The sequence below is a fragment of the Peribacillus sp. FSL E2-0218 genome (assembly GCF_037992945.1).
Lineage (GTDB): Bacteria > Bacillota > Bacilli > Bacillales > DSM-1321 > Peribacillus > Peribacillus simplex_B.
Window position 1 is genome coordinate 300,706 of sequence record NZ_CP150304.1, and the last position, 20,796, is coordinate 321,501.

The 20,796-nt window shown below is 42.7% G+C and carries 21 protein-coding genes; 19 read left to right on the forward strand and 2 right to left on the reverse strand.

From position 1 onward, the window contains the following. Nucleotides 1-32 precede the first annotated feature (32 nt). Together MHI53_RS01505 and murF are read left to right on the forward strand one after the other, a co-directional pair. A complete protein-coding gene (locus tag MHI53_RS01505; protein WP_061143966.1) occupies nt 33-1,115 on the forward strand; it encodes a D-alanine--D-alanine ligase in 1,083 nt (360 codons plus the stop codon). 155 nt (nt 1,116-1,270) lie between these two features. Then, nucleotides 1,271-2,653, forward strand: coding sequence for a UDP-N-acetylmuramoyl-tripeptide--D-alanyl-D-alanine ligase (gene murF / locus MHI53_RS01510; RefSeq protein ID WP_340372609.1), 1,383 nt, complete (start codon nt 1,271-1,273; stop codon nt 2,651-2,653). Between the two features lie 132 nt (nt 2,654-2,785). On the opposite strand, the gene MHI53_RS01515 is transcribed toward murF, so the two are convergent. Next, a complete protein-coding gene (locus MHI53_RS01515) occupies nt 2,786-3,889 on the reverse strand; it encodes a PP2C family protein-serine/threonine phosphatase (RefSeq protein WP_340372610.1) in 1,104 nt (367 codons plus the stop codon). Between the two features lie 1,242 nt (nt 3,890-5,131). On the opposite strand from MHI53_RS01515, the gene MHI53_RS01520 reads away from it, so the two are divergent. The 3 genes from MHI53_RS01520 (at nt 5,132) to MHI53_RS01530 (ending at nt 8,714) form a co-directional block, all read left to right on the forward strand. Then, the gene (locus tag MHI53_RS01520; protein ID WP_311316496.1) at nt 5,132-6,592 is read left to right on the forward strand and encodes a DEAD/DEAH box helicase; all 1,461 of its coding nucleotides are present in this window, start codon (nt 5,132-5,134) and stop codon (nt 6,590-6,592) included. 186 nt (nt 6,593-6,778) lie between these two features. Beyond that, nucleotides 6,779-7,252 (forward strand): PH domain-containing protein, encoded by a 474-nt coding sequence (locus MHI53_RS01525; RefSeq protein ID WP_061143970.1) that lies wholly within the window; start codon nt 6,779-6,781, stop codon nt 7,250-7,252. After that, nucleotides 7,245-8,714: a PH domain-containing protein gene (locus MHI53_RS01530; RefSeq protein WP_340372611.1), complete on the forward strand. Its 1,470-nt coding sequence runs from the start codon at nt 7,245-7,247 to the stop codon at nt 8,712-8,714. Before MHI53_RS01525 ends, MHI53_RS01530 begins: the two co-directional genes overlap by 8 nt. Before the next feature lie 25 nt (nt 8,715-8,739). Here the strand turns inward: MHI53_RS01530 and MHI53_RS01535 are convergent, their stop codons facing one another. After that, nucleotides 8,740-9,327, reverse strand: a complete 588-nt coding sequence (locus tag MHI53_RS01535) for a rhomboid family intramembrane serine protease (RefSeq protein ID WP_061143972.1) — start codon at nt 9,325-9,327, stop codon at nt 8,740-8,742. 108 nt (nt 9,328-9,435) lie between these two features. Between MHI53_RS01535 and acpS the strand changes: the two genes are divergently transcribed. From acpS to MHI53_RS01605, 14 genes are all read left to right on the forward strand, one after another. Continuing rightward, the gene (acpS, locus tag MHI53_RS01540; RefSeq protein WP_061143973.1) at nt 9,436-9,792 is read left to right on the forward strand and encodes a holo-ACP synthase; all 357 of its coding nucleotides are present in this window, start codon (nt 9,436-9,438) and stop codon (nt 9,790-9,792) included. Between the two features lie 237 nt (nt 9,793-10,029). After that, the gene (locus tag MHI53_RS01545) at nt 10,030-11,037 is read left to right on the forward strand and encodes an outer membrane lipoprotein carrier protein LolA (RefSeq protein ID WP_061143974.1); all 1,008 of its coding nucleotides are present in this window, start codon (nt 10,030-10,032) and stop codon (nt 11,035-11,037) included. Between the two features lie 242 nt (nt 11,038-11,279). After that, complete coding sequence (alr, locus tag MHI53_RS01550; protein WP_340373632.1) at nt 11,280-12,443, forward strand: alanine racemase; 1,164 nt, start codon at nt 11,280-11,282, stop codon at nt 12,441-12,443. Nucleotides 12,444-12,603: 160 nt separating this feature from the next. Beyond that, nucleotides 12,604-12,885: an antitoxin EndoAI gene (locus tag MHI53_RS01555; protein ID WP_034306380.1), complete on the forward strand. Its 282-nt coding sequence runs from the start codon at nt 12,604-12,606 to the stop codon at nt 12,883-12,885. Nucleotides 12,886-12,892: 7 nt separating this feature from the next. After that, nucleotides 12,893-13,243 carry a type II toxin-antitoxin system PemK/MazF family toxin gene (locus tag MHI53_RS01560; RefSeq protein WP_034306610.1) on the forward strand — a complete coding sequence of 117 codons (351 nt, stop codon included), beginning with the start codon at nt 12,893-12,895 and terminating at the stop codon, nt 13,241-13,243. A gap of 426 nt (nt 13,244-13,669) precedes the next feature. Next, a complete protein-coding gene (locus MHI53_RS01565; RefSeq protein WP_340372612.1) occupies nt 13,670-14,497 on the forward strand; it encodes an RsbT co-antagonist protein RsbRA in 828 nt (275 codons plus the stop codon). Nucleotides 14,498-14,499: 2 nt separating this feature from the next. Beyond that, entirely contained in the window at nt 14,500-14,856 is a 357-nt protein-coding gene (locus MHI53_RS01570; protein ID WP_061143976.1) for an STAS domain-containing protein, read from the forward strand. 3 nt (nt 14,857-14,859) lie between these two features. Next, nucleotides 14,860-15,261 (forward strand): anti-sigma regulatory factor, encoded by a 402-nt coding sequence (locus MHI53_RS01575; RefSeq protein ID WP_061143977.1) that lies wholly within the window; start codon nt 14,860-14,862, stop codon nt 15,259-15,261. Between the two features lie 8 nt (nt 15,262-15,269). Continuing rightward, entirely contained in the window at nt 15,270-16,280 is a 1,011-nt protein-coding gene (locus tag MHI53_RS01580; protein ID WP_340372613.1) for a PP2C family protein-serine/threonine phosphatase, read from the forward strand. Between the two features lie 59 nt (nt 16,281-16,339). Next, nucleotides 16,340-16,672 (forward strand): anti-sigma factor antagonist, encoded by a 333-nt coding sequence (locus MHI53_RS01585; RefSeq protein ID WP_061143979.1) that lies wholly within the window; start codon nt 16,340-16,342, stop codon nt 16,670-16,672. Further along, nucleotides 16,669-17,142, forward strand: coding sequence for an anti-sigma B factor RsbW (gene rsbW / locus MHI53_RS01590; protein ID WP_057915601.1), 474 nt, complete (start codon nt 16,669-16,671; stop codon nt 17,140-17,142). The genes MHI53_RS01585 and rsbW overlap by 4 nt, the downstream gene beginning before the upstream one ends. Continuing rightward, nucleotides 17,120-17,908, forward strand: a complete 789-nt coding sequence (gene sigB, locus MHI53_RS01595) for an RNA polymerase sigma factor SigB (RefSeq protein ID WP_061143980.1) — start codon at nt 17,120-17,122, stop codon at nt 17,906-17,908. Before rsbW ends, sigB begins: the two co-directional genes overlap by 23 nt. Next, the gene (locus MHI53_RS01600) at nt 17,905-18,516 is read left to right on the forward strand and encodes a PP2C family serine/threonine-protein phosphatase (RefSeq protein ID WP_260320323.1); all 612 of its coding nucleotides are present in this window, start codon (nt 17,905-17,907) and stop codon (nt 18,514-18,516) included. Before sigB ends, MHI53_RS01600 begins: the two co-directional genes overlap by 4 nt. Before the next feature lie 92 nt (nt 18,517-18,608). After that, nucleotides 18,609-20,792 (forward strand): Tex family protein, encoded by a 2,184-nt coding sequence (locus tag MHI53_RS01605; protein ID WP_340372614.1) that lies wholly within the window; start codon nt 18,609-18,611, stop codon nt 20,790-20,792. Nucleotides 20,793-20,796 lie beyond the last annotated feature (4 nt).

Genomic DNA, 20,796 nt, shown 5'->3' on the forward strand with positions numbered 1-20,796 from the left:
ATGGTTAAAAGAATATTGGAGGGTAATAACTCATGAAAACTAAACTTGGTTTGCTTTATGGTGGAAAATCTGCGGAGCATGATGTTTCAATGCAGACAGCTTTAGCGGTCATTAAAGCTCTCGATTTAGCAAAGTTTGATATATATCCGATTTACATAACAAAAGAAGGTTCATGGATAAATGGACCGAAATTGACGGCACCTGCCGAGAATGTCGCGGCTTTGACTTTCTTACCTGAAAAAACGACTTCCCCGCTGGCGCTGCAAGCACATTCAACTGATGAAAATAGTGAATCGACTGGATATGACGTCATTTTTCCATTGCTTCACGGTCCAAATGGAGAGGATGGCACGGTTCAAGGAATGTTGGAACTGCTGAATCTCCCTTATGTAGGGAATGGCGTATTAGCGTCGTCAGCTGGAATGGATAAGGTTATCATGAAAAACATCTTCGCCCAAGCTGGACTTCCTCAAGTGAAGTACACGTGGTTCATTCGCTCCGAATGGGAGGCCGATAAGGAAGCTGGCATTAAAAAGGTTGAAGATGAAATAGGGTACCCTTGCTTTGTTAAACCGGCGAACTTAGGTTCCAGTGTCGGCATCAGCAAATGTGATGATGCACAAAGCTTGGAAAAAGCGGTAGCTGAGGCTTTCCAATTCGACCGGAAGATCATCATTGAAGAAGGGGTCATTGCTCGGGAAGTGGAGTTTGGCATTCTCGGCAATGACGATCCGACTTGTTCGGTGGCAGGGGAAATCATCCCTAAAAAAGACTTCGCCTTCTATGATTACTCAGCAAAATACGAGGATGGCAATTCCGCAATGGTCATCCCGGCTGAGATAAGCGAAAGCGAATATGCTGCATTATCCGATATGGCAATAAGAGCCTTTAAGTCATTGGATTGCTCAGGGTTGGTCAGAGCTGATTTCTTCTTGACCAAAGATGGTGAAATTTATATTAATGAAGTGAATACGATGCCAGGATTCACTCCTTACAGCATGTTCCCATTACTGTGGAAGCATACGGGAGTCGACTATCCAGCGTTGATTGAAAAACTCGTGAAGCTTGCTTTGGAACGCCATCAAGAAAAACAGCAAATCAAATATACCGTCTAATCATCAGGTGATGTATAAGTTATCTCAACAAACCGTCAAATGGTCATTTTTTGATGGGTCCAAATTAGCAGGAGCCGGCAGTTAACTGGTTTCTGCTTCATTTGGTTAATGGATGGGAGATCGGTTAATGTTTCGAAGAATGTAGGAGGAACAAAATGATAAAGAGAACGTTAAAACAAGTGCATGAAATGGCAGCTGGATTGAATGATATCACTTCATTTCAATCCGTAGCAATTGAAGGGGTCACCATTGATTCAAGAAAAGTTAAAGAAGGATGCTTGTTCGTTCCGCTTAAGGGGGGGCAAGTTGACGGGCACCAGTATGTCAAGCAGGCTTTGGCGGAGGGAGCGGCAGCTTCTTTTTGGCAAAAGGATGTTCCGAATCCCCCTACCGATTTACCATTAATCATTGTCGAAAATACGGAAAAAGCACTTCAGGAATTAGCGCGTTCCTACCTTTCTCAGCTGAATATAAAGGTCGTCGGGATTACAGGAAGCAACGGGAAAACCACGACGAAGGATATGACGGCTGCCCTGCTTGCCACTACGTACAAAGTTCATAAAACGAACGGTAATTTCAATAATCACCTAGGCTTGCCACTAACGGTACTTTCGATTGAAGAGGATACCGAAGCGGCCGTTTTGGAGATGGGAATGAGCAGCCGCGGTGAAATCGAATTTTTGTCCAAAATGGCAAAACCTGATGTAGCCATCATTACCAATATCGGTGAATCGCACTTATTGGATTTGGGGTCACGTGAGGAAATTGCGAATGCAAAGCTGGAGATTGTCGAAGGCTTGGCGAAAGATGGCGTGCTGATCTATCACGGAGACGAACCGCTGCTTCGCAATCGGATCAAAAGGGATCTCCCTGATTTGAATGTAATATCTTTTGGCCGCACCGAACAAAATGATCTATTTCCACAGCTGATCACCCAAGGGACCGATAGCACCACATTTACCATCGCCTGTGATGAAAAGGAAGCTGAATACGAAATACCCGTTTTAGGTCATCATAATGTTCTTAATGCATTGGCAGCCATTTTGGTTGCGAAGGAGTTCGGTGTGGATGATTCCTCCATCCGAAAAGGCCTGTCAACCATTCAGTTAACGAATATGAGGATGGAATTGGTCGAGGGCGCAAAAGGGCAGAAAATCATCAATGATGCGTACAATGCGAGTCCGACTTCCGTTAAGGCCGCTGTCGAGCTGATCGAAGGTTTATCCGGTTTCGAGAAAAAAATCCTCGTTCTGGGAGACATGCTGGAGTTGGGACCGCAGGAGAAAGACTTTCATTTGAAAATTGGTGAATTGATTTCAAATGACCGGATTGATAAGATTTTCACCTATGGTCCTTTGGCCGAGTTTATTGGCAAGGGAGCAAGCGGAGCTTTTCCTGCAGAAAATGTTCGTTCCTTCCAAGATAAGCAGAAGCTTATTGAGGAGCTGAAAACATCGACGCAGGCAAATGACATCATCCTTGTGAAAGCGTCCAGGGGCATGAAGTTGGAGGAAGTCGTTCAGGCTTTACAGAAGTAAGGTTTTTTTAAACAGGTTGTTTTTATTTGATTCAATCAGGCTGCAGACCAACTCGATAATCATGGAGTTGATCTGCAGATTTTTTTGGTTCTCTCAATAAACGTTGCATACCTCTGCAGGCGCTCGTTTATCCTAAAAAAGTGTACCGGCAATGATGCTGATATCATCATCAATTTCGGAATGCCTCATTCTTGATAGCAAGAGCGCCTGTAGTAGGTCGTGTGTAGAAAGATGGGCGTTTTCAATGAATTCCTTCTCGATGCGTTCTGTCCGTTCAGCGGCGGAAGGACTAGGAGATTTAGAGAGGCCGTCTGAATAAATGATGAAGCGGCTTCCTGGTTCGTAATGAAATACTACTTTTGTTATCGGTGTTTCCTTAATGCAGCCTATAGGGCCAGCCCCTTCACTCAGTTTGAGAATGTAATTGGTGTCTGGGGCATGCAAAATGGCTGGGGGGTGTCCACAGTTCACATATTCAATGAATCTTTTCCTTGTATTCACGTATGTAATGAAGGCTGAAAAACAGGCATTGATTGTATCTTCCCAATGCATTCCCTGGAATAAACCCTTCATATGCTTTTTCAGTTCCCTGATTATGAGGATAGGATCCCGTATCCGTTTTATCAGCTCGGGTATCAAGGTTCGGATGGACATGTGTACAAGCGCTGTATGTATGCCTTTTCCGCACATATCGATCATGATGAAAGCGTATTTGCCGTCACTTACCTCGGTCCAGAAAAATAAATCGCCTAATAATTCAGTGGAAGGCTGGGAAAGGCCTTTGATCTCAATATGGTTATTTTGGATTGGTGTAGGTAAGCATAAATGTTGAAAGCCCCTTGCGATGCGCATGCTCCTTGCCGACTTCTGATTTATCTTTTCAAGTTCCTGTCCCTTCATTTTAAATGAGAACAGGTGCATGCTGATGTTTTGGAGTGAGTTTAACTTGATGTTGACTTCCACCGGGTCAGCAGGGACGGGGATGGTCAGATATAAGGTCTTTTTTGGTAACTCAGGAGGAACTCTCATTTTTTTCGTCCGTTTATAAATGAACAAAATCGGAATTTCAAGGGATTCGGCTAAGCTAAACAAGGCCGTTTGCTGCCAGGAATCTTTTGAAAGGTGCAATGGTAATACGAATAGTGTTTGCATGAGGTCCGTTGATTCCTGAAATAGATATCTTTGTTTCATTGGATTTTCCAAAAAAGTGACGTTCTTGTTCATTGTTTTTAACAATAGGCAAAACTCCTTGCATGCAGGTATATCTAATGAGTATATATTCATACAGCCTCCTTAAGTGTTATGTTTATAGGTCTATCATACTGTAATCCATAACGGTTTTTACCGTTTTTTCTTTTAAAATTGAAAAAATATACATTCATTGAGTTGGAATGCCTAGGTTTTTGGAAGGGGGAGATTGAGATGAGGAATTGGAGTTGGAGAAGCATGGTTCAAAATCAGGTTGAAACTATTTGTTCGAAATACATATCATATAGTAGGTAAAACCTTTCAGATAAGTATTGATTGTGCTTATTCAATAAAGAATCCTACACCTTGTATTGGGATATAGTAAGCGTGGGTCCTTTAAGAATCCTGTCGGTTCATTTTTCCAGAAGGAATTATGACATCATCTCCCCAAATGTGATACAGGGCGGGATTCGTATGGATGATTTGGACTTATCTTATTTTCGAAGTGATGAAAAGTTGTAGGGAACAGTGAATGGGTCGATATCCTTTATTGCATTAACAGTTTGAAAATGGTAATATGAAGTATGAGTTTAAATGTCTTATCATTGATGATTAGTTTAATTAATCAGGTTGAGGCAACAAAATTGTATGTTCTTACATGTTTCATGAGTTCATTCTTGAGATTATTTTAGATTAAATAGGCCGCGCGTCTGGTCATATATAAAAGCTGCATCTCTTGGCGGCTTTAGTAGCTAATAGGGAATCAAGCCGCATTTTAGCGCTTTTCCACTTCTGCAAATCCTCAACGCACCGGGCCTGTTTTGTATAAGAATCTTGGCTCTCGTCAAGTTTTGTTCATACAGTCTTTTTAAGTCTGTTGAATAAGGTGCAGCAGCCCTCACCTGAATAAAACGGTGAAACACCCGTTTATGCTACTTTTAATTTTCCATATTGAATTTAATTTTGGTTACATGTACTTTTAAAAAGATGTGCGTATGTTAAAAATAACTCTACACGTGCGCGAAGCTAAAAATGCCAGTGAATGCTCGTGCTGGTATATTTCCTTTTTAAAAAATCATATTGAGTTCATTTGAACTAAAAGGCAGACATACTTTTAGGTGATAATGATAAACTTTTGCATAAGAGATAAAGTAGAACATCCGTCATGATGATGAGGATTTGAACTAAACATCTGTGCATCATTCTTGAATGCACGTGTAAATTTACGATATAAAAAGGAGTACGAAAACATTGACATTGTTTAGCGAATTAGGATTAGATAGAACGTCTATGAAATCAATAGAAAAAATGGGATTTGAAGAAGCAAGCCCGATTCAATCCCAAACGATTCCTCTAGCACTTGAAGGTAAAGATATCATCGGTCAAGCGCAAACGGGAACAGGTAAAACGGCAGCATTCGGCATCCCGTTGATGGAGAATATCGATATCAACAATGAAAACGTTCAAGGGATTGTCATCGCACCTACGCGTGAGCTTGCCATCCAAGTTTCTGAAGAACTTTTCAAGCTTGGCTACGGAAAACGCGCTCGTGTTCTGGCGGTTTATGGTGGACAAGATATCGACCGTCAAATCCGTGCATTGAAGAAAAAACCACATATTATCGTTGGTACACCTGGTCGTCTTTTAGACCATATCAAACGTAAAAATATTAAATTGGGCGGAGTTCATACTGTAGTTCTTGATGAAGCGGATGAAATGCTTAACATGGGATTCATTGAGGATATCGAATCCATCCTTTCAACAGTTCCTGACGAAAGGCAAACATTGCTTTTCTCAGCTACAATGCCTGATCCGATCCGTAAAATCGCTGAAAGATTCATGCATGAACCAGTTCTTGTGCGCGTGAAAGCGAAAGAAATGACAGTGGATCGCATCGAGCAATATTACTTGGAGCTAAAAGAAAGTGAAAAATTCGATACATTGGCCCGCCTTTTTGACATTCAAACACCGGATCTTGCGATTGTCTTCGGACGTACGAAGCGCCGTGTCGATGAATTGGCTTCTGCCTTGAATATTCGCGGCTATATGGCTGAAGGAATCCATGGTGACCTTAGCCAGGCTAAACGTCTTTCCGTATTGAAAAAATTCAAGGATCGCAGCATCGATGTTCTAGTTGCAACAGATGTGGCTGCACGTGGTCTTGATATTTCAGGCGTTACACATGTATACAACTTTGATATCCCTCAAGATCCTGAAAGTTACGTTCACCGTATTGGACGTACAGGTCGTGCGGGTAAACATGGTATTGCCATTACGTTTGTAACACCAAGAGAAAGAGGCCAACTGCATGCGGTTGAACATACAACGAAAAAACGTATGGAAAAACTTAAAACTCCTACATTGACTGAAGCGTTGGAAGGCCAACAAAAAGCAGTTACTGAAAAAATCCTTTCTACAATCGAGAATGATGATTTAACATTATATCTTGGTCAAGCGGAAGAATTATTGCAAAAACATGGTGCGGCTGACCTAGTGGCTGCCATGCTTAAATCAATGACGAAAGAACCGGATCAAACGCCAATCAAGTTAACCGAAGAGTCTCCATCTCCAATGCGTCGCAATCGCGGGGGAAGCAGTTCTTCCAATAACAGACAGCGCAATGGCCGCAGTTCTTCAGGCAGAAAAGATTACGGCAGCGGATCAAGCAAACGCCCAAGTTCGAACCGTAAATCCAATGGTTACGGAAACCGTAGCACAAGCCAAAAAAGAGAAAAATCCAATAAAATTTAATTAATTATGAAAGCCGCTCAATTGAGCGGCTTTTTTTATGTATAGGTATAATCCAGCCAGGTTCTTTTGAAAGAGAAGTCCCGAAAAAGCAGGTTAATTGAGAGGGGATTATTATAGTATAATGGAGAAAAGTGCGCAGGCTGGATAATGCTTCAAAATATATCCCCATGCGGAAGAGGAGGGTTCATGGAACCGGAAAATCGCATCTCGAATAAGGCCTTGACCGTCTGGAAAATCAGTGGATTGATAGGCTCTGCAATCACTTGGATCATATCCATTGCGATACTCACACTTACCATCTTTTTTAAGTGGACATATTGGATTGTTGGTATTTTATTCATCATTTCGATCATCCAGTCGTATCTGTCCATCTACTTGATGCCATCGATAAAATGGAAAAGATGGCGTTATGAAGTACGGAATACGGATATTGACATCCAGAACGGTATTTTCATCATAAAAAGAACACTCATTCCGATGATTCGGGTGCAGCATGTTGAAACGAAGCAAGGACCGTTGTTAAGAAAATATGAGTTGGCCTCCGTGGAAATTTCGACTGCGGCAACCATGCATGTTATACCTGCACTCGACCTTGCAGAGGCAGATGAATTGAGGCGCTACATTTCCAGAATGGCCAGTGTGGAGGAGGAAGATGTCTGAATTAAAGAGGCTTCACCCCATAGCTGTATTGCTTAACATCTTGAAATCAATCAAGGAGTTAGTTCTGCCTTTCGTATTGGTGATCGTTATTCCTGGAAGGAATGAAGGAATTCCTGGGTGGGTACAACCGCTAGTCATTTCCGTCATTGTCCTTTTTTTGATCGTTCATGCGTTCCTTCAATGGCTACGCTTTACTTATCGCATAGAAGATGGCGAGTTTAGAATCGAGTCTGGGGTGTTCGTAAGGAAGAAACGATATATCAAGCTTGGTCGGATTCATAGCATCGATATTTCGGAGGGCATCATCCAACGGATATTCCGTCTGGTGAAGGTCAATATTGAAACGGCAGGAGGAACCCAAGCGGATGCCGTTTTATCGGCAATCAGTAAACGTGATGCCGAGCGCATCAATGCCTTCATAAGTGCCGAAAAAAACAATAAAGCGAGTGAGCCTCCTGGGTTGGAACAAGATGAATGGACCGGTAATGAAGAAGTCGTGATAGCTTCTTCCGTTTATAAGCAGACGTTGCCGCAATTAGTATTCATGGCTGCCACCTCGGGAGCGGTAGGGGTCTTTTTATCTGGGGCCATCGCTTTTATTTCACAGTTTGATGAGGTCATTCCTTTTGAACGGATATTTAAGAACTATGAAGACTTTGTTGGAATGGGCACCGTTATCTTGACCTCTTTTGCAATATTGGGCTTATTGGCCGTATATGTACTGGCCACATTAAGCATGGTCATGAAATATGCTTCTTTTACCGTGATGAAAACGGAGGAGGAACTCATCATTTCCAGAGGACTTCTCGAGAAAAGGCAGTTGACCATCCCTGTCCATAAAATTCAAGGAATTCGGATCATCGAAAATTTGGTTCGAAAACCGTTGGGATTCGCGACTGTTTACCTCGAATATGCGGGCGGCAGTATTGAAGATAAAGAAAGCTTATCCATCATGCTTTTCCCTTTTATCAAGAAGAAGCATTTACAAGGGAAATTAGGGGGAATGTTACCAGTTTATCAAACGACTATGGAAATGACCCCGATACCTAAACGGGCAATTTCCCGCTACATTTTTCGTAAAGCCCTTTTTATCATCCCTATCATTGGTGTCTTGTCCTGGTTTTTCAAGCCTTGGGGCTTCCTATCCCTACTGTTATTGCCGTTGGGGATCTGTTGGGCATACATGCAATATAGGGATGCCGGATGGAATATAGAAGGAGATTTATTGCTTTTGAGCCATCGCTTGTTCTCTAAGCAAACCTTGATCATGCAAAGAAGCAGGATCCAATCCGTTTCCTATAAAAAAAGCTGGTTTCAGAGCCGGAAAGGACTGGCCACGATATCAGCCTCGATCAAGTCTGGGGTTCATTCCCGGGTCGGCGTTGTCAGGGATGTTGAAGAAGGGGATTGCCGAACAATCGAATCTTGGTATGTACCTAAAAAAGCAGTCGACTCCAAATGATCGAAAGAGTCGGCTCTTTTTCCTATCATCTTTTTCTCCAATATAGTGGTGCGGTTAAAACGCCGATTACCAGGCCGGCCAAGTGACCGACAACATTGATCTGCGGTTGGATGAAGGTCATGATGATGGCGATTCCGGTCAGTGTATAGACTGTATTTCTTTCGTTGTTCGTAAAGTTGTTTTTATTGAATAACACAAGGTAAAGAAAGAAACCGAGTAAACCAAAAATCGCACCGCTTGCACCTATGTGGGTATAAGTGAGCGGTTTAAATAAGAAGGTCGCGATATTGGCCAGGATTCCGGTCGTCAAAAAGAAAATTAAGAACTTAAAGGAACCGAGATACTTCTCGAGGGCTGGTCCGAAGATGGCAAGCGAGAACCCGTTGAACAGTAAATGCGTGAATGTGCTATGGAGAAAAATCGGGGTGACCAATCGCCACCATTGTCCATCATTGATGAATAAATTTACACCTGAGCCGTAATAAAAAAGTAAATTGCCGGGAATTATGGGGAAAAGGACGAGAACGAAAACGAGCATCATGATGAAAATGAGCGCAGTCACAGCTCGATAGGCAGTGGTATATTCGCGGAAGCTTTCGGTTCTTGTAAACATAAATTCCTCCTGGGCATCGTTTTAATTAGGGACCATATTATCACCTTCTAGGTAAAAGAGTCCTCCTAATACTATGCAACATATCAATTGAATAGAAGAGGTGTCAAAGTGATTAAAGGTATCGGCGTGGACATAACTGAATTGGATAGAATGGAAACATTGATTGAACGACAACCGCGATTGAAGGAGCGTATATTGACGGAAAAGGAAATCTTGATTTTTGATGGGTTGAACGGAAGAAGGAAGATCGAGTATTTTGCTGGACGTTTTGCAGCCAAGGAGGCTTTTTCAAAAGCATACGGTACGGGAATCGGTAAGTACTTATCCTTCTTGGATATCGAAATCAGTGCGGATGATAAGGGAAAGCCGGCCATCTCCAAGCCGTTTTCAAATGGGGTGCATCTGTCGATTAGCCACAGCCGTGATTATGCGGTTGCCCAAGTCATCATTGAGAGGGTGGATTGAGTTTTGTCCGATCGGGTCATAAACCTTAAGGTTGTCTCATATACATTTAGTGCTATAGGGAGACAAGGCCCGGTAGAAGGTACATGGCAGAGTGGGGGCTCTAAGAGGGCTTTTTAGCAGGATCATGTTAGGTCCGCGCTAAAATGCTGAGGAGTCTAAGACATCAGTCGAGCCAATGTCCGGATCCTGCCTTTTCCTCTCCCTTTTACGTTCAAATGACAAAAAGGGGTTGAAAAGATGAAGAAGATGTTAATGCTTTTTGCAGGGATCATGCTCTTGCTTGCTCTTTCTGCTTGCGGCCAAAAATCACAGAGTGATGTAGTAAGTGAATTGAATGAGAAGCTTGGCGAGATGAAGGGATATAAAGCTAACGCGAAGATGACGTTGAAGATGGGCACGGAACCTCAAGTATATAATGTGGAAATTTGGCATAAGGATCCGTCTTTTTATCGCGTGAACCTAAAAAATGAAGAGAAGGATCAAAGCCAAATGATTTTGAAGAATGATGATGGTGTGTATGTATTGACGCCCGCTTTGAATAAAAGCTTTAAATTTCAAAGTGAATGGCCGGAGAACAGCAGTCAGGCCTATTTATTCGAGTCGTTGGTGAAAGACATTACGGAAGATAAAAGTGCAACATACAAAGAAACGGATAAACATTATGTCTTTGAAACGAAGACACGTTACCAAAACAATAAAATGTTGCCTTATCAAGAGATTACTATAAACAAAAAGGACCTATCCCCAGTCAGTGTAAAGGTCATGGACCCGGATAAAACGGCGTTGGTCCTTGTTGAATTTTCAAAAGTGAAATTCGATACGACCTTTGATAAGGATTCATTTGATATGAAGAAAAACATGACAAGCGCACAACTTGAAGCGCCTGTTATGGCAGAAGTCCAAAATGAAGGCTTTGCAGTGAAATACCCTGAGAATATTGGTGATATGAGCTTGACGGAAGAAAAGGAAATCAAGACCGATAATGATGGGGAACGTGTCGTTTTGACATATGAGGGCACGAAAAGCTTTACATTGGTTCAGGAAAAAGCTGAAGTGGTCCAAACTTCCGTTTCAACGAATGTGAATGGTGATCCGGTTGATTTGGGTTATACAGTTGGAGCCATGACTGGAAATACGATTGCGTGGACTTTTGAAGGTGTGGATTATATGCTTGCATCAAAGGATTTGACGCAGGTAGAGATGATAGAGGTGGCCCGTTCGGTTGGGGGAGATCCAGTCAAATAGGTTTGCAAAACAAGCTGATGTTTCCCGTCTCCTTAGGAAGGTTTCTTCTAGGAAGAGCAGGCGGGGAAGCGGCTTGTTATCATTTGGATCAGCTTCATCCGGCAACGGGCTGTATCTTGGGAAATTAGATTCTTTGGTGAAAAGCGCTTTATCTTTCTGGCGGTTGGTTATAGAATGGTCGTATAATGAAAAGCAAACTTTGCTATGGGAAGAATCTTATCGTAAGCATGAGAAAGAAGGAAATGGGCTTGGAAACGAAATTATTTCATCGAGATACGTGGGCAGAAGTGAATTTGGATCATATTCATGAAAATATTTCTTCAATGAAAACAAGATTGCAAACTGGCGTCAGCCTATTCGCTGTCGTTAAAGCGAATGCTTATGGACATGGGGATTATGAAGTGGCTAAAACGGCGCTTGAAGCGGGCGCTGATTTTTTAAGCGTTGCTTTTATGGATGAGGCGCTGGCTCTCCGGAAAAAGGGGATAACTGCTCCGATTCTTGTACTTGGGATCTCCAGGCCGGAAAGCGTGGCGATTGCTGCCGAGCAGGGGATTTCCGTGACAGCTTTTGATGATGCCTGGCTGGATAGTGCAAAGGCCCAGCTTAAACCGGGACAAGTCCTTCAGGTTCATATAAAAGTGGACAGCGGTATGGGCAGGATTGGCATACGCGATAAAAATAAACTGATGAAAGTGGAAAGTTCGCTTGAAAAGGAAGCGTGTTTCAACTTTCAAGGGATATTCACTCATTTCGCGACGGCAGATGAACTGAATACCGATTTCTATGAAAAACAGCTTGCCGTATTTAAAGGGATGCTCACTGCGCTTACGTCACTTCCGGAATTTGTCCATGCCGCCAATAGTGCTGCATCTTTGAGGTTTGCCGATCCGGTATGGAATGCGGTAAGGATGGGTATTTCCATGTATGGCCTAAGCCCATCGATGGAAATGAAGCCGATAGTTCCATTTCCATTACAACAAGCCATCTCGTTAAAAACGAAATTGGTCGCGGTTAAGCAGCTGGTTAAAGGTGAAAGTGTAAGTTATGGGGCGACCTATACGGCACAAGGAAATGAATGGATCGGAACCTTGCCGATTGGTTATGCTGACGGCTGGATCCGTAAGCTGCAAGGTCAGGAAGTGCTTATAGATGGAATGAGGGTTCCGATTGTCGGCCGGATTTGCATGGACCAATGCATGATCAAGCTCCCTAGATCATTCCCTGTCGGGACGGAGGTTACACTCATTGGTGCTGACGGACTGGAAACGATTTCCATTGATGAGATAGCTGCGAAACTGGAAACGATCAATTATGAGGTAACCTGCATGATAGGGGCAAGGGTACCGCGCGTATATATAAAAGATAACCAGCAAAAACATATCCGAAACTACATCTTGGAATGATCCGATTGTAAAAAAATCCTAAGAATGTGAATAAGATTTCCTTTATTATGCTGATAATAGGATTGAGAATAGAATATACTCTTTGCAGATAGGCATTTTAATGGTAATATTGAAAAGGATATATAATACAGGTGTGTAGTGATGGTGGAGGTGTATGTTTGTGTCTGAATCCAGCGCAACAAGAGAGATATTAATTCGATTACCTCAAAATTTTTTAACTGAACTAGATGGGTATGCGAGTGAGGAAAATGTGAATCGCAGTGAATTTATTTATCGTGCCACAAAAATGTATCTTCGTGAACGTAAAAAGAAAGAGTTCCGTGAATCGATGAAACGCGGTTATATTGAAATGGCGGCCATTAATTTAACGATTGCTTCTGAAGCTTTTCAGGCTGAATTCGAGGCTGGTCATTGCGTTGAACGATTAGTTAGCGGAGGCTGAGCCATTGATTGTTGTTAAGCGTGGTGACGTATACTTCGCAGACCTTTCCCCGGTGGTCGGTTCAGAGCAAGGCGGAACCCGTCCGGTATTGATTTTACAAAACGATATAGGTAATCGCTTCAGTCCGACTGTGATCGTGGCAGCCATTACAGCTCAAATCCAAAAAGCGAAATTGCCGACACATGTTGAGATTAATGCAAAAAAATACGGATTCGAGCGAGATTCCGTCATTTTATTGGAGCAGATCAGGACGATCGATAAGCAGCGTTTAACTGATAAAATCACGCATCTTGACGAACCTATGATGCAAAAAGTCAATGAAGCTTTGCAAATCAGCTTGGGTCTCATTGAGTTTTAGAGAAATGTTTTCCCGTTTTTGCGGGCGTTATTATAATACAAATCATTCTTGATTTATTTAGATGGCGCGATTCCTGATAAGGGAATCGCGTTTTTTTTATGATTGAAATAAGGGGGGGGCGTACCCCGTTTTGTGATAATGGGTCATTAGAGCAGGAAATATGAAAAAATTGACGAATAAAAATAGTGTACAATCAAACCCGTCTGGAGCGGTGCGTCATTAGGGCGGGGTTGTGATGTTTTCCTTGAAATATGTTTTTTTAAACGGATAACGGGTATAAAGTTATGTTGTAAATAGTTAAAGTGAAAACGAAAGTGCCAGGGGGAAACCTATGGAAAGGCTAGATGGAAACATCATTACAGTTAGTTAACATCCTTGTGACGAGGACAGGAAAACATAGCAATTGTGTTAGAATGGGAGGATATTATGAATCAATTGGTTTACGATTTTATTAAGCAAAATCAAGATTACATCCTGACTGAGTGGATGGATATCATGAAGGAAAGTACGGACGAAAGACTGCTAAAAGTTGTTTCTGATCGTATGTTCACGCAAACGAGCAGTGAATTTATCGATATGATCATCACGAATGTAGATAGTAAGAACAAGGAATTCACATTGAAGCTTTCGGATTTTGCCGAGAAAGTCGTCCAATTGGGATGGCCTCTTACATTCGTCAACGAAGGACTTCATAAATTCACGTTGATTGTCATTAATGGAATGGTGGAAAAGGGTCTGGTGACTCCGGATAATCAAGTCAATCTTGTTAATCATTTGGATAAGTGGGCCACACCGATAAACAATGAAATCGTCAATATATATACGCAAACCTGGGAAAGAACGGTGTCGATGCAGAAGATAGCCTTGCAGGAGCTTTCAGCACCGCTCATTCCTGTATTGGAGGGTATTACGGTCATGCCGCTGATCGGCACCATTGATACGGAGCGCGCCAAACAGATAATGGAAAACCTCTTGACCGGCGTGGTACAGCATAGATCCGAAGTCGTCCTCATTGATATAACGGGTGTACCGGTAGTGGATACGATGGTTGCACATCATATCATTCAGGCAGCGGAAGCGGTCCGTTTGGTTGGAGCTAAATGCATCCTATGCGGCATACGGCCGGAAATAGCCCAAACCATCGTTAATCTTGGGATTAACCTAAATGAAGTGATTACCAAAAACACATTGAAAAAAGGAATAGAAGTCGCGTTGGAATTAACGAGCCGCAAGATCGTAGAGGTGGAGGGATAAGGATGAGGATTCCGATATTAAAGCTTTATGACTGCTTGTTAGTCTCGATACAGTGGGAATTGGATGATGTGACCGCCCTTCAATTTCAAGAGGACTTGTTGCATAAGATTCATGAAACGAGCGCGAATGGCGTTGTCATAGATATTACCTCAATAGATTTTATTGATTCTTTTATCGCAAAGGTATTAGGCGATGTTTTTAGTATGTCTAAGCTTATGGGGGCAAAGGTTGTAATTACGGGAATCCAGCCAGCTGTTGCAATAACATTGATCGAACTTGGAATCAGTCTCGATGATGTCATGACAGCATTAGATTTAGAGAAGGGCCTGGAGAAATTACAACAGGAATTGGGGGATTAAAGAATGGAGTTCCAATCCTGCGTAAAAATAATTAATGAATGGGACATTGTAGCTGCAAGGCAGCTAGGAAGAAATGTCGCTAAAGAGCTGGGGTTCGGCACTGTCGACCAGGCAAGGATCACCACGGCTATAAGCGAATTGGCCCGAAATATTTACCTATATGCCGGACAAGGCAGTGTAAGCATAGAAAAGCTTAACCAAAACGGGAAGTCAGGATTGAAAATCATTGCAGAGGACCAGGGGCCTGGAATTGAGGACATCCGCAGAGTCATGGAAGATGGGTATACCACTTCAGGGGGATTGGGTGCAGGGCTTCCTGGTGCCAAGCGCTTGATGGATGAATTCGATATCGAATCGACACCAGGTGAAGGGACTACGATTGTCGCTACGAAATGGCTCCGTTAGGGGGGACTATGGATAATAGGGAGAACATGGAGAAAAAGTATCATGAGGCGCTTTCTACTTATCTTAAAGACCAAAATGAGCAGGCACTCTATCAAGGGCAAAAGATTAGCCGCCTACATATTAAATACAATATATCTCCAGAAGAAATCATCAGTATGCATAAAAATAACTTAATGGAACTTTACCCCGATTTACCTGGGAAAGTGATGGATTCTTTCGATTTCCTGCTTGAAGTCATGATGGGATATGGAATTGCCTACCGTGAACATCAAAGCCTCAGACATCAACAGCAGGAATTGAAAACGGAAATAGAAATTGCGGCAAACGTGCAGCATACCCTTTTGGAAACGGAAATACCCGATATAAAGTCTCTTGAAATTGGGGCGATAAGTGTTCCTGCCAGACAGATGAATGGAGATTATTATCACTTCGTCCAAGATGAAAATGAGCGGATCGGAGTGGGGATAGCAGATGTCATCGGCAAAGGGATCCCTGCGGCCTTGTGCATGTCCATGATCAAATATGCCATGGATAGTCTTCCTGAGCACCGGCATGAACCGAACAGTGTGCTTGAGAGTTTGAACCGTGTGGTTGAGCATAACGTCGATCCGAGCATGTTCATAACGATGTTCTATGGGTTATATGATCCGCATGACAGGAAATTCTCCTATGCTTCGGCTGGCCATGAACCGGGTTTTTATTATGACGCCGCTTCAGGGACTTTCAGTGATTTGGATGCGAAAGGTCTTTTGCTTGGAGTCGATAAGAAGACGAGGTACCGCCAATATGAAAAGACGGTGAACCGTGGGGACATGATCATCTTATTATCTGATGGAGTGACGGAATGCCGGACGAATGATGGATTTATAGAAAGGGACACAATTATTGGTTTCATTAAGAAGAATATGCATCTACAAGCCCAGGAAATGGTGAATAATATATATAAGCAATTGGAGAAAATGCAGAACTTCCAGCTAAGGGATGATTTCACCTTAATAATTTTGAAATCAAATGTTTAGCTTTTTTTTCTCTGGGTATAGATATAAGAATGAAGAGGATTTGAAGAGGTGGGTCAAGGATGAATATAACAGTAGATGTCAATGAATTGAATACTGAATTTATAGTGAAATTAAAAGGTGAAATCGATGCTTACACTGCGCCGAAGTTAAGGGAGTCACTATTCCCGATATCGGAACGGGACAACGTCAAGATCACCATCGATTTGACTGAAGTTTCCTACATGGATAGCACGGGTCTTGGAGTGTTTGTCGGTGCATTCAAAAGCGTGCGTGCGAATAATGGCGAATTCACTTTAGTTGGTTTATCGGAAAGGCTGCGACGTTTATTTGATATTACAGGTCTTGCAGATATCATTGATATAAAAAGTGGTACAGAGGGTGGGTTAGAATGAGTCAAGTATATGATTACATCGAAATGAAAATACCTGCAAAACCAGAGTTCATCGGTGTCATTCGTTTAACACTTTCTGGAATAGGAAGCCGTATGGGATTTGCGTATGAGGAAATCGAGGATTTGAAGATCGCTACAAGTGAAGCTTGTACAAATGCAGTGCAGCATGCGTATAAGGATTCGGAAAAAGGGGAAGTGAAGGTCAGTTTCGGCCTTTATCCAGACCGCTTGGAGGTCATGGTTTCTGATAGTGGTAAGAGCTGTAATTTCGAAGAAGTTCGCCAAGGTCTCGGACCATACGAAAATGGGCAAAAAGTCGAACTTATGAGAGAGGGAGGCTTGGGCCTTTACCTCATTGAAACTTTGATGGATGATGTGAAAATTCATCAGCATGACGGGGTTACAGTTTTTATGACTAAGTTTTTAGAAGGAGAGCAGGTGGAGATGGATGCAAAAACAGTCTCAACCTAATCAGGCACAAAGAGAACAAGTAAACGAGTGGATCAGAGCGTATCAGCAGAACCAAGATGACGAAGCGCAAAGCAATCTAGTCATCCATTATAAAGGTTTGGTTGAAACGATCTCGCGTAAGTACGCAAAAGGCAAATCATTTCAGGAGGATATTTCTCAGGTCGGCATGATTGGTTTATTAGGTGCCATCAGACGATATGACGAATCATTCGGCAAAAGCTTCGAAGCATTTGCCGTTCCTACCATAATCGGTGAAATCAAAAGGTTTTTGCGTGATAAGACCTGGAGTGTCCATGTTCCAAGAAGAATAAAGGAACTGGGACCGAAAATAAGGGTCACGGTCGAGGAACTGACGACGACGCTGCATCGTTCGCCAAGGATCGATGAAATAGCCGATAGCATAGGCGTGACGGAAGAAGAGGTTTTGGAAGCGATGGAGATGGGGAAAAGCTATCAAGCTTTATCTGTCGATCATTCCATCGAAGCGGATTCCGATGGCGGTACCGTCACCTTGCTTGATATATTCGGGAATGTGGATGAAGGGTTTGAAAGGGTCAATCAACGCCTTGTTCTTGAAAAGGTGCTTCATGTTTTGAGCGACCGTGAAAAGATGATCATCCAACATACCTATTTAGAAAACTTAAGCCAAAAAGAAGCGGGCGATAAGCTTGGGATTTCCCAAATGCATGTATCAAGGCTCCAGCGCCGTGCAATCAAGAAGCTTCAAGAGGCGATTAACGCTGAAAACTCGGAGTTAATACAGTGATTAAAGCTATTCTGCGTGAAGAAAAAATTGAAATCCTCGTCTCCCAATCCTCCAAAAACGGAATGGTCTATTGTGGTGATGATTATTTTTTTCTTCATACGAAAGAATACTTTGTATGTGTTTTGGCAGATGGGCTCGGCAGTGGTAAATATGCGTACGAATCTTCCCATGCCGTCATCGAAGAAGTCAAACGCAATCATGAATTGGATGTCGAATCACTGATGGCTGTATGCAATCAGGTTTTAATCGACAAACGGGGGGCGGCCGTATCCATTTTGAAAATTTTTTATGAAAAGAATGAATTTGTATACAGTTCCGTTGGTAACATCCGTTTCTTCCTGTATAATCCCAAGGTCGACAAGCTTGTCTACCCGTTGCCCGTAACAGGTTATCTATCGGGCAGGAAACAAAAATACAGGACGGAAAGATACAAATATGAACCGGATGCAAAATTCATTCTTTACTCTGATGGCCTTGAGCTTAAGGGTGCTAAATCATTTTTGAAAAGGCAGGCCCCTATCGAATTGAACGCTAAATCCATATTGGAAAGCAGTCCAGCAACTGCAGATGATACGACATTCATTTTAGGAAGCTTACTTTCGTTGTAATTCGGAAGTGAGCTTTTTTATATGGAATTCGCAACTTCATTCCTGATTTGCTAGACTATATATATGAGTTCGAAAGGCTGGAGGGAAACGTTATGATCGTTGTTGAAGATACGTTAAAAGAATTGATTAAACAAATATCCAATGAGCTAAGTTTGAAAAATCACCAGGTTCAAAACGTTATACAAATGCTGCAGGAAGGGAATACAGTTCCTTTCATTGCCCGTTATAGAAAAGAAATGACAGGTTCGCTTGATGAAGTCGAGATTCGTTCGATCATGGAAAGATGGAATTATCTAGAGAACCTCGGCCAAAGGAAAATGGAAGTTACCCGTTCAATCGGTGAACAGGGGAAATTGACGGATGAATTAAAAAGGCAAATCGATAAGGCAACAAAACTGCAGGAAGTCGAGGATTTATACAGGCCGTTCAAGCAAAAAAGGAGAACGAAAGCCACTGTCGCGAAAGAAAAGGGGCTTGAGCCGTTTGCCAATTGGCTGCTTGAATGCCATATGGATGCCCGAGTGAATGAAAAAGCCGCGGAATTCATTTCGGAAGAAAAAGAAGTTTCTTCTATTGAAGAGGCTGTTGCAGGAGCACAGGATATAATAGCTGAACATATTTCCGATGATGCAGAATTGAGAAAGTGGATTAGGGCAGAGATTTTTAAAGCCGGAAAAGTGATTTCGGTTGTTAAGAATCAAGAAAAGGACGAGAAAAGAATCTTTGAAATGTATTATGAATACGAAGAGCCTGTTCAAAGGATCGTACCGCATCGGGTTTTGGCGCTTAATCGAGGGGAAAAGGAAGAAGTGCTACGGATATCGATTCAGCCGCGAACTGAAATCATCATTGGTCATCTTGAGAGAAAAATCATAAAAAATGGTCATGCCGATGCAAAAGATATACTGATATCTGCGATTGAAGATGGCTTCAAACGTTTGATCATGCCATCCGTAGAGCGGGAAATCAGGAAGGAGCTGACTGAAAAAGCAGAGGATCAAGCCATTCATATATTTTCGGAAAACCTGCGAAATCTGCTCCTGCAGCCTCCGCTTAAGGGAAAGGTGGTACTTGCCCTCGATCCTGCCTACCGAACGGGATGTAAATTGGCTGTCGTCGATGAAACGGGCAAGGTGCTGGACATCAGTGTCATCTACCCGCATCCACCGGCTGCAAAGCTTCAGGCCGCGCGTGAAAAAACGATCGAGATACTTCAGCGATTCTCGGTTGAGATCGTGGCGATTGGCAATGGGACCGCGTCACGGGAATCGGAGCAGTTCATTGCCGATATATTAAAAGATGTCAAAGGGAATATTTCCTATATCATTGTCAACGAAGCGGGAGCCAGTGTATATTCTGCCTCGGACATTGCGCGAGAAGAGTTTCCGGATCTGCAAGTGGAACAGAGAAGTGCCGTATCGATAGGGAGAAGGCTTCAAGACCCATTAGCTGAACTTGTGAAGATTGACCCCCAATCAGTTGGGGTAGGCCAATATCAACATGATGTTTCCCAGAAAAAACTGGGCGAATCCCTCTCCTTTGTCGTGGAAACAGCTGTTAACCAAGTGGGAGTGAACGTCAATACCGCTTCATCTTCCTTATTGCAATATGTAGCTGGTTTATCAAAATCCGTTGCTCAAAATATCGTCAAGAAAAGGGAAGCGGAAGGGAAGTTTTCAAGCAGGAAGGAATTGAAGAAAATCCCAAGGCTAGGTGCGAAAACGTATGAACAATGCATAGGGTTCCTGCGTATCATTAATGGCGAAGAGCCTTTGGATCAAACCGCGATCCATCCAGAGAACTACGGTGCCGTCAATAAGCTGTTGAAGAAGATGGGGTTCACTTCAGCTGATTTAGGCGATGACGCATTGAATGCGGAGTTAACCAAATTAGACCCAGCTCAATTGGCCGATGAATTGGACATTGGGGAAATCACGATCAAAGATATAATAGAGGATTTACTGAAGCCGGGAAGAGATCCTCGGGATGAATTATCAAAACCTCTGCTTAAGCAGGATGTGCTGAAAATGGAGGATCTGCAAGTTGGAATGGAATTGCAAGGTACAGTGAGGAACGTCGTGGATTTCGGTGCGTTTGTGGACATTGGTGTTAAACAAGACGGATTGGTGCACATATCAAAACTTAGCAATCGGTTCGTTAAGCACCCGCTGGATATAGTGGCCGTTGGGGATGTGGTGACGGTTTGGGTCGAACAAGTCGACGCTCAAAAGCAAAGGGTATCTTTGACGATGCTCGAACCAAAGGAACAAAACTAGCTTG